The following is a 9,361-nucleotide window of genomic DNA, read 5'->3' as shown; positions in this document are numbered from 1 at the left end:
GCTGGCGACCCAGCTCGGACGTGATCGAGCCATAAAGCTCAGGGTCACGATCAGACAGGGACTGGGTGAAAAAACCGGTATCACGAAGATTGGCGTTCATTTGCGCTCCACATGGCTGGATGAAAATCTTGAAGATTTCCTATCGGAAACTCCGCGGGTGCAAAAGGCTTAAAACGACGATTTGGTCAACTGCGGCGTCAAGTCTGGCCTATCGGGGAAAGGTATGTTTGTTTCGGAACCAAATGTGCAGCACCGGAAACCGGAACAGATGAAAAAGAGAATCGCATTTCTTGCCAGCGATGCCAAAGTGGCGCAAACGGCACGTGACGATCTGGTGGCCAAACACGGAAACGCCGCCCCTCGGGACGCCGATGCCGTGGTCGCCCTTGGTGGGGACGGGTTCATGCTACACACGTTGCACAATATGCAACATCTGGACACGCCGGTTTACGGCATGAACCGCGGAACCATCGGGTTTTTGATGAACGAGTTTCACGAAGCTGATCTGATGGACCGGCTTGCCGCGGCCGAAGAAGAGGTCATCAACCCGCTGGCCATGAATGCAATGGACCAGTCTGGCAAGCTTCACAAAGCCCTTGCGATCAACGAGGTATCGCTGCTGCGCGCGGGACCACAGGCTGCACGCCTGAAAATCAGTGTCGATGGCAGAGAACGCATGGCCGAGCTTGTTTGTGATGGGGCTTTGTTGTCCACGCCAGCGGGATCGACCGCGTATAACTACTCAGCCCATGGCCCAATCCTGCCGATCGGCTCAGATGTTCTAGCGCTGACCGCGATAGCCGCGTTTAGACCTCGGCGTTGGCGGGGTGCGCTACTGCCCAAGATCGCCAATGTGCGTTTCGATGTATTGGACGCGGACAAACGGCCCGTGATCGTCGCCGCCGATTCCGTTTCCTTTCCCGATATCGATTGGGTCGAGATTCGCTCGGAACCTGCGATATCCCACCGGATTCTATTTGACCCAGGACATGGGCTTGAAGAACGGTTGATATCCGAGCAATTCACATAAAACGCCGGATCTACGCGATTTTTGACACGTTATGTGACCCAGTTCACAGGCGGTCCGTTAACCGTCGGCTAACCTGATCTTGCTCGGAGAACACGTCACGGTGGAAGTGAGTGGCCACCAAACGGCGTTTTCGAACAGTTGCGCAAATTTCGCGCTGGCGAGGGTGGGTGGTGCTACGCTCGTCATCAAAAATCCGAGCATATTTTAGTATGCGGACCCCGGGCAAAATAACCCGGGGTCTATTTTGTTCAGGGTGCGGGTTTTACCTCACCCTCCCATTTTGTCCCAGATTGGAATGCACATCTGTCCGACCCGGGCTTCGATCGCGGCGGCGGCATCTACGGCCAGATCTTCACGCCAGCGCCGTGCAGCAATCTGAACGTTGATAGGTTGCGGTCCCTGTGGCAGTTCCGCCAACCGGGCAGGAACACATGCAGCAGGCAGCCCTAAGAAATTCATCGCGTAAGAATAGACGGCGCAGCCCAAAACTTCGTGTACGCCTTCTGCCCCTTCGGTGTCACGGTCGGGTTTGAAAAAAGGCTGCGGCAGGAAGGGCGACAGGACAAGGGGATAGTCTTGAAGAAACAGTGACCACTCTCTGGCGTAGTGGCTGCGCTTGGCCAACATGTGCACCAGTTCGGTTTCCACGATCGGCGGGAACTCTTGAAAATAGACATCAAAAATATCTCGAATTGTCTGCGAGCCCGCCGCTTCGATATCTGATTTCATCAGGGTCAGAACTTCACCCATCAGCGTCCGATACCCGATCCGACCGCATTCAAACACGTCTGGCGGATCAATTTCGTCGACGACATAGCCTGCATCGACCAAAGCCTCGTGGGCGGTGTCCAAGGCTTTCTCGACCTCGGGATGAAGCGCGTAACCAAAGGTGTTTTTGGTAAACGCCACTTTGATGGGGGCTTCTACAGGGGCACCGCGCCAGGCGATTGGCACGTGGAATGGATCACGCGGATCAGGTGCGATCAGGCTGGGCATCGACAGATGCAGGTCCGCGGCAGACCGGGTGATCAGGCCCTGAACCGACATGGATTGCGCCAGCAGACCTCGTTCGGCTTGCTGGCTGGGGTTCCATGCAGGGACGCGACCGAGGCCGGGTTTGACTGTCACCGCACCGGTCGCCGCGGCTGGAAAGCGCAGGCTGCCACCAATGTCATTGCCATGAGCCAGCGCGCCGACGCCAGCCATCACGGCAGCGGCCGCACCTCCGGAAGATCCGCCTGGTGAAATATGCGCGCCCCAAGGGTTATGTGTTCGCCCATACAATGGGTTGTCAGTATCCGCGCGAAACGAGAATTCTGGTGTGTTTGTTCGCCCGATCACAACGGCGCCAGCCTCTTCCAGATTGGACACAACCGGCGCGTCATCTGGCGCGATGACATCTTTCAGAGCGACCACGCCATTGGTGGTGGCATGTCCTTTCTGATCGACATTTACCTTGATCGTGACGGGCACCCCGTGCAGCGGACCGGTTGGCTCGCCTTTTGCCCGAGATTGATCAAGTGCACGGGCCCGGTGCAAGGCTTCAGCGCTCAGGTCTTCGACAACCGCGTTTAAGGCTGGATTCACGTCTGCCATACGGTCAAGCGAGGCTTGCACCGCGTCTTGAGCGCTCAGATCACCGCTACGCGTTAAACTGGTCAAGTCAGTGGCGCTGAGCCGCCATATGTCGCTTTGTGTCATGAACCCTCTCTGTCTTACAGCGACAGTAGGGGGCCTGTTTTGAGTTGCAAGCGAAAGCCGGGGAATTGAAGGCGGCCAGGGCCGCCCGCATGTTATTGTGCATAGCCGATGGTTTGCAGCGCCGACTTGATCTCATCCAGAATGACGGGATCGTCGATCGTGGCCGGCATCTTGTAGTCCTGACCATCCGCAATCGACACCATTGTCCCACGCAGGATTTTGCCTGACCGGGTCTTGGGCAAACGGTCCACAACCACAGCCAGTTTGAAGGCAGCAACCGGGCCGATTTTCTCGCGCACCATCTTGACGACTTCCTGAGAAACTTCGCCGTGATCACGTCCGGCCCCTGCGTTCAGGCACAGGAAACCAACCGGCATTTGCCCTTTCAACTGGTCCGAGACGCCAATAACCGCGCATTCGGCGACATCCGGATGTGCGGCCAAAACCTCTTCCATACCGCCAGTGGACAGACGGTGGCCAGCAACGTTGATGACATCATCAGTGCGCGCCATGATGTAGAGGTAACCATCCTCATCAATCATTCCCGCATCGCCGGTTTCATAGTATCCGGGGAAATGCTGAAGGTAGGATTTTTTGAACCGCTCCTCAGCATTCCACAGTGTCGGCAGCGTCCCCGGAGGCAGCGGAAGCTTTACTGCTATGGCACCCAGTTCGCCGGGTTTCATCGGGTGTCCACCTTCGTCCAGAATCTGAACATCGTATCCGGGCATCGGTTTCGCAGGTGAGCCCAGCTTGACCGGCAGTTCTTCGATGCCCAGCGGGTTGCCTGCGATGGTCCAACCGGTTTCGGTTTGCCACCAATGATCGATCACCGGAACTTTCAGTGCTTTTTGCGCCCATTCGATCGTGTCGGGGTCTGCCCTTTCACCTGCCAGAAACAAGGCCCGTAGGCTTGAAAGGTCATATGTCTCGAGCAATTCACCCCTTGGGTCCTCGCGTTTGACAGCGCGGATCGCGGTGGGTGCGGTGAAGAAACTGCGCACTTTGTGTTCTGATATCACGCGCCAGAAGGTGCCTGCGTCGGGTGTGCCGACCGGCTTGCCCTCGAACACGATAGTTGTGTTGCCGTGGATGAGCGGCGCGTAGCAGATGTAGGAATGCCCGACCACCCAGCCAACGTCTGAGGCTGCCCAGAACACATCGCCCGGATCGACATCATAGATGTTCTTCATCGACCAGTTCAGCGCCACAAGGTGGCCAGCGGTTGGCCGAACGACTCCTTTGGGGGCTCCGGTTGTGCCAGAGGTATAGAGGATATAGGCCGGATCATTACCCGCCACAGGCACACATTCTGCAGGTTCGACGCCGTATTGGAACCCGTGCCAATTATAGTCGCGACCCTCGATAAGCTGGGCAACCTCTTGTTCGCGCTGGAAGACGACGCAAAAGTCGGGCTTGTGGTCCGCCATATCGATGGCACCGTCCAGCAAAGGCTTGTAGTGGACGACACGGCCTGGCTCCATCCCGCAGGATGCCGCGATGATCGCTTTGGGTTTGGCATCGTCAATGCGGACCGCCAACTCGTTGCTGGCAAAGCCGCCAAACACAACCGAATGAACCGCGCCCAACCGGGCACATGCCAACATCGCCTCAAGCGCTTCGGGGATCATCGGCATATAAATGATGACGCGGTCACCTTTTTTGATACCTTTGGCCCGCAATGCGCCAGCGAGTGTAGCAACGCGGTTGCGCAGCTCGACATAGGAAATTTCGCGTTTTGTGTGCGTGATCGGACTGTCGTAGATAATGGCGGCCTGTTCGCCACGCCCGTTTGCCACGTGTCGGTCCACGGCGTTCCAGCAGGTATTGACCTGCGCGTCGTTGTACCATTCATACAGCGGCGCATTGTCGTCAAACAAAGCTTTGCTAGGGGCTTTGACCCAATCGATCCCTTTTGCGGCGTCCATCCAGAACGCCTCGGGGTTGGTTTGCCAGCTTTCATAAACGTCCTGATATGCCATCTCGTCCTCCTCCCAAAGCCTTGCGCATGTTGTTATGCATCCCTGTTGCTTCGAACAAGCGGCGCGATTGACGGCGCGTCAGTTTATCGCAAAATCTTTGCAGAGGACCTCGGATTTTCCTGCAAATTTTTGCAAACCCCTTTTTCTGCTGCAGCTTGGGTGCGCCGCTGCGAAGGTTTTGCAAATCTGCAAACTTAGTCATGCAAAATCCCGCCTCAGCCGAAGAATCGACTCACCCGGCGCTTTTGGCATAGCGTGGCAGACTGTCCTGAACACTTAACCACCTTAGATGATCCGCATGAAACACATGGAACCGAGGTGGCAAAGTATCCGGATCTTCAAGCGTCGCGGTGTAGAGGTGGATGTTATCGGTGTCTTGGGCGTTGCGATACGCCATTTGAGTGCCACAGACCCCGCAGAAAAGTCGCTCCACAGCGTCAGATGACCGGTAGATTTTTGGTGCCTCCCCATGCCAATCAACGGAATCGTGCGGCAGCCCAAAAAACGCTGTGACAGGCGACGCGCAATTGCGGCGACAATCGGCGCAATGACAATAACAGCTCCAAGCGACCTGACCTTCGCTTTCCCAGCGCACCGCTTCGCAATGACAATGCCCTTTCATGCTGACCTCCCTGAATGGCGGCCAGCCAATAGGGCCGCCTGACCTAACCGTAATGCGCGACTGGCGTTCCGGCAATGGCAGCCATATTCAGCAATCCGCGCGCCGTGATCGCCGGGGTAACGATATGGGCCTTGTTGCCCATGCCCATCAGGATGGGGCCCACCTCGATTCCATCAGCTTTCATCTTCAGGATGTTGCGCACCCCACTGGCCGCGTCAGCATGGGCAAAGATCAGCACATTCGCGGCCCCCTCCAGACGCGATGCCGGGAAGATGCGGGCCCGCAGATCCGGATCAAGGGCCGCATCCAGGTTCATCTCACCCTCATAGACAAAGTCCCGAGGTTCCAGGTCCAGAATGTCCAGCGCGGCACGAAGACGCTTACCGGACCCTTCTTCCTGATTTCCGAATTGAGATTGCGAACAGAACGCGATCTTTGGTTCGATCCCAAACCGACGGACATGGCGCGCCGCGCCGATCGTGGATTCAGCCAGTTCCTCGGGTGTCGGAAGTTGGCGCACATGCGTGTCGGCAATGAACAACGGGCCGTCTTCAAGGATCATCAAAGACAGCGCACCGTGTGGGCGTAAATCGCCATCGTCCAGCACCTGTTCGACATAGTTCAAGTGCCACCGAAACTCACCAAAGGTGCCGCAGATCATGCTGTCCGCCTCCCCACGATGAACCATGATCGCGCCAATGGCCGTTGTGTTCGTGCGCATGATTGCCTTGGCCAGATCCGGCGTCACGCCTTGGCGCTGCATAATCTGATGATAAGAACTCCAGTAGTCATAATACCGTGGGTCATTTTCCGGGTTCACGATCTGGCAATCCTTGCCGGGACGAATGGTCAGGCCCAGTTTTTCGCAGCGCGCTTCTATCACGTCCGGCCGCCCGATCAGGATCGGCGTTTCGGTGGTTTCTTCCAGAATGGCCTGGGCGGCGCGCAGGACGCGTTCATCCTCGCCTTCGGCAAAAACGATCCGGCGAGACGCAACGGCAGCGGCCTCGAAGACCGGGCGCATCAGCAGGGCAGATTTGAATACGGATTGGTTCAGCTTTTCCTTGTAGGCTTCCATATCCTCAATCGGCCGCTTCGCCACACCGCTGTCCATTGCAGCCTTGGCGACGGACGAAGAAACAACGCCCACCAATCGCGGATCAAACGGCTTAGGGATCAGGTAATCCGGCCCGAAGGTCAGCTGTTCACCCTTGTAGGCGGCTGCGGCTTCGGCGCTGGTTGTAGCGCGGGCCATGTCGGCAATACCATCAACGCAGGCGATCTGCATTTCATCGTTAATTTCGGTCGCACCGACATCCAATGCGCCTCGGAAGATAAACGGGAAACACAATACGTTATTGACTTGGTTGGGAAAATCGCTGCGCCCTGTGGCGATGATCGCATTTGGTGCAACCTCTCGCGCAGCTTGCGGCAGGATTTCAGGCGTTGGGTTGGCCAGTGCAAAGATGATCGGACGATCGGTCATTTTCTCGACCATCTCGGGCTTCAAAACGTTCGGTCCGCTGAGGCCCAGGAACAGGTCGGCGCCACCTATGACGTCGTCCAGGGTTCGCAAATCCGACTTCTGCGCAAACTGATCTTTGTGGGGGTTCATGTCCTCGGCACGGCCCTCATAGACCAGACCATGAATGTCGCACAGCCAGATGTTTTCCCGTTTGACGCCCAATTTGACCAACATGCTCAGGCAGGCAATGCCCGCTGCACCGCCGCCGGTTGAAACGACTTTGATGTCTTCAAACGACTTTCCAGCTACGTGCAGCGCATTTTTGGCGGCCGCGCCCACGACAATAGCTGTGCCATGCTGATCGTCATGGAAGACGGGAATGTTCATCCGTTCACGGCACAGCTTTTCGACAATGAAGCAATCCGGAGCCTTGATGTCTTCAAGGTTGATCGCCCCAAAAGTAGGTTCCAACGCGCACACGATATCAGCCAGTTTTTCTGGGTCAGGCTGATCGACTTCGATATCGAAACAGTCGATCCCGGCGAATTTCTTAAACAGAACGGCCTTGCCTTCCATGACGGGCTTCGAGGCCAGTGCTCCGATATTGCCCAAGCCCAGTACAGCTGTCCCATTTGATACCACTGCCACCAGGTTCCCACGTGACGTATAAAGCTCGGCATTGGCTGCATCTGCTTTGATTTCCAAACTTGCCTCGGCCACGCCCGGCGAGTAGGCGCGCGCCAAATCGCGGCCATTCGCCATCGGTTTGGTGGCCTTGATTTCAAGCTTACCGGGCTTTGGGTGGGCGTGATAGTCTAGCGCGGCTTGTCGCAGGCTGGGTGTATCTGACATGGCGGGACTTCCTGTTGGATATTTAGTTTAACGTTAAACTAGTGATGACCCAAGGGAAACAGGGAATTGAAACGACCCGCAGGCACGCGCTGCTTGCAAAACCAAAGGCTCGCATTCACTGTCCCGCCTGAAGGAGAGCATCATGAGCGACACCATAGCTGAATTCCGCATTCCCACCAAAGAATTGCGTGATGACATCCCGTTTTACACCAAGGTGTTGGGGATGCGGATGGACATGATCTATCCTGCTGACGATCCCAGTGTCGCTGTGTTTTCGGGACACGGGCTGCGGCTGCGAATTGAAAAAGACGCGCCCGAGGCGCCGGGAACCTTGCGCATCCTGACGGAAGATCCCGGCAGTTTCCTGGATGGTCAGCGCAGTGTGGTGGCGCCAAACGGGACCCGAATCGAGATTGAAGAGCGCTATCCGCCCTTGGAGATGCCTGAAACCGTCCATTCCTTTGTGGTCCGTAGGTTGAAGGATCAGGCGCCATGGATCATCGGGCGGGCGGGAATGCACTACCGCGATCTGGTGCCCGACCGGCTTGGGGGGTCCATCATTGCCAGCCATATCCGCATCCCCGATGGCGGACCGGTGCCGGACATGGTGCATTTTCATAAGGTCGGGTTTCAACTGATCTTTTGCATCCACGGCTGGGTGGACGTGGTTTACGAGGATCAGGGCGACAAAATGCGACTGACGGCTGGGGATTGCTTTATCCAGCCTCCTGAAATCCGCCATCGGGTACTTGAGGCGTCAGACAATGTTCAGGTGATCGAGATTGGTGTTCCTGCCGAACACGTCACCGAGATCGATCATGACATGGATCTGCCTACCCCACATGTCCGACCAAATCGGGAATGGCGCGGTCAGCGATTTGTCTACAATCAAGCCAAGGACGCCGATTGGGGGGCGTTCCGCCTGCCGGGCTATATCTGTCGCGACACGACGATTGCTGAAAACACAAAGGGTGTCGCCGGGGTGATGGTGGTGCGCCGGGGGCAGGGTGATCCAGTGTGGTCCAGCCACGATACCGATATTCATTTTACATTTGTCATGAACGGCGAAGTCACACTGGAGGGTGAAGGCCGGGATTCCTACCGGTTGGAGCAGGGTGATGCATTCGTCATTCCGCCCGGTATGCGGACGCGACTGGCGGATCCATCGCAAGACGTTGAACTGTTGGAGGTCACTCTGCCAGGCGTTTTTGGTACGAAACTGGGGTGAATGATCGTGCAGGGGTCTTCAACTCCCCCTGTGCTTTCCTTTAAGGTATGTGTTTCTGACCAGATGATCAAAAATTGGGGAATCGCTATGTCGCTCAAAGACGCTGCCTTGTCCGTCCGGGAAAAAGCTTATGCACCTTATTCGAACTTCAAGGTTGGTGCGGCGATCCGAGCCACGTCGGGTCAGGTTTTCTCGGGCTGCAATGTTGAAAACGTGGCTTACCCTGAAGGCACTTGTGCCGAGGCTGGCGCGATTGCTGCGATGGTTGCTGCGGGTGAACAGGAACTGGCCGAAGTGTATGTGGTCGCCTCCAGCCCTCAGCCAGTTCCGCCATGCGGCGGGTGCCGTCAGAAACTGGCCGAGTTTGGAAAGCGTGACGTGAAAGTGACGTTAGCAACCATTGATGGATTAGAGCTGGAAACAACAATCGGGCAACTTCTGCCCGGTGCGTTTGATGCGTCGCATATGGAGGGTACCTGAG

At 56.6% G+C, this 9,361-nt stretch carries 8 protein-coding genes; 3 read left to right on the top strand and 5 right to left on the bottom strand.

The window, feature by feature from the left end:
• Nucleotides 1-268 precede the first annotated feature (268 nt).
• The gene (locus Q1B13_RS04960; RefSeq protein ID WP_366140935.1) at nucleotides 269-1,030 is read left to right on the top strand and encodes an NAD kinase; all 762 of its coding nucleotides are present in this window, start codon (nucleotides 269-271) and stop codon (nucleotides 1,028-1,030) included.
• Nucleotides 1,031-1,297: 267 nt separating this feature from the next.
• On the opposite strand, the gene Q1B13_RS04955 is transcribed toward Q1B13_RS04960, so the two are convergent.
• The 5 genes from Q1B13_RS04955 to Q1B13_RS04935 form a co-directional block, all read right to left on the bottom strand.
• Nucleotides 1,298-2,731, bottom strand: a complete 1,434-nt coding sequence (locus tag Q1B13_RS04955; protein ID WP_299076617.1) for an amidase family protein — start codon at nucleotides 2,729-2,731, stop codon at nucleotides 1,298-1,300.
• A 92-nt stretch (nucleotides 2,732-2,823) separates the two neighbouring features.
• A complete protein-coding gene (gene prpE / locus Q1B13_RS04950; RefSeq protein ID WP_299076614.1) occupies nucleotides 2,824-4,713 on the bottom strand; it encodes a propionate-CoA ligase PrpE in 1,890 nt (629 codons plus the stop codon).
• Nucleotides 4,691-4,915 carry a hypothetical protein gene (locus Q1B13_RS04945; RefSeq protein ID WP_299076611.1) on the bottom strand — a complete coding sequence of 75 codons (225 nt, stop codon included), beginning with the start codon at nucleotides 4,913-4,915 and terminating at the stop codon, nucleotides 4,691-4,693. Before Q1B13_RS04945 ends, prpE begins: the two co-directional genes overlap by 23 nt.
• Nucleotides 4,916-4,945: 30 nt before the next feature.
• Nucleotides 4,946-5,335 (bottom strand): GFA family protein, encoded by a 390-nt coding sequence (locus Q1B13_RS04940; RefSeq protein WP_299076608.1) that lies wholly within the window; start codon nucleotides 5,333-5,335, stop codon nucleotides 4,946-4,948.
• 43 nt (nucleotides 5,336-5,378) lie between these two features.
• A complete protein-coding gene (locus Q1B13_RS04935; protein WP_299076605.1) occupies nucleotides 5,379-7,652 on the bottom strand; it encodes an NADP-dependent malic enzyme in 2,274 nt (757 codons plus the stop codon).
• A gap of 142 nt (nucleotides 7,653-7,794) precedes the next feature.
• Between Q1B13_RS04935 and Q1B13_RS04930 the strand changes: the two genes are divergently transcribed.
• Together Q1B13_RS04930 and Q1B13_RS04925 are read left to right on the top strand one after the other, a co-directional pair.
• On the top strand, nucleotides 7,795-8,880 hold the full coding sequence (locus Q1B13_RS04930) for a cupin domain-containing protein (RefSeq protein ID WP_299076602.1): 1,086 nt from the start codon (nucleotides 7,795-7,797) through the stop codon (nucleotides 8,878-8,880).
• Nucleotides 8,881-8,967: 87 nt separating this feature from the next.
• A complete protein-coding gene (locus Q1B13_RS04925) occupies nucleotides 8,968-9,360 on the top strand; it encodes a cytidine deaminase (RefSeq protein ID WP_299076599.1) in 393 nt (130 codons plus the stop codon).
• Nucleotide 9,361: the final 1 nt, after the last annotated feature.

This window comes from uncultured Ruegeria sp., assembly GCF_947489545.1.
Classification (GTDB): Bacteria; Pseudomonadota; Alphaproteobacteria; order Rhodobacterales; family Rhodobacteraceae; genus Ruegeria.
The sequence above is the reverse complement of the archived record's forward strand: the minus strand, read 5'-3'. Positions and strand labels throughout refer to the sequence as shown.

Excerpts from the sequence above, each read along its gene's own strand:
- Q1B13_RS04935 (WP_299076605.1), bottom strand. The coding sequence starts at position 7,652 with ATGTCAGATACACCCAGCCTGCGACAAGCCGCGCTAGACTATCACGCC.
- Q1B13_RS04960 (WP_366140935.1), top strand. The coding sequence starts at position 269 with ATGAAAAAGAGAATCGCATTTCTTGCCAGCGATGCCAAAGTGGCGCAA.
- Q1B13_RS04940 (WP_299076608.1), bottom strand. The coding sequence starts at position 5,335 with ATGAAAGGGCATTGTCATTGCGAAGCGGTGCGCTGGGAAAGCGAAGGT.
- prpE (WP_299076614.1), bottom strand. The coding sequence starts at position 4,713 with ATGGCATATCAGGACGTTTATGAAAGCTGGCAAACCAACCCCGAGGCG.
- Q1B13_RS04930 (WP_299076602.1), top strand. The coding sequence starts at position 7,795 with ATGAGCGACACCATAGCTGAATTCCGCATTCCCACCAAAGAATTGCGT.
- Q1B13_RS04955 (WP_299076617.1), bottom strand. The coding sequence starts at position 2,731 with ATGACACAAAGCGACATATGGCGGCTCAGCGCCACTGACTTGACCAGT.
- Q1B13_RS04945 (WP_299076611.1), bottom strand. The coding sequence starts at position 4,915 with ATGACTAAGTTTGCAGATTTGCAAAACCTTCGCAGCGGCGCACCCAAG.
- Q1B13_RS04925 (WP_299076599.1), top strand. The coding sequence starts at position 8,968 with ATGTCGCTCAAAGACGCTGCCTTGTCCGTCCGGGAAAAAGCTTATGCA.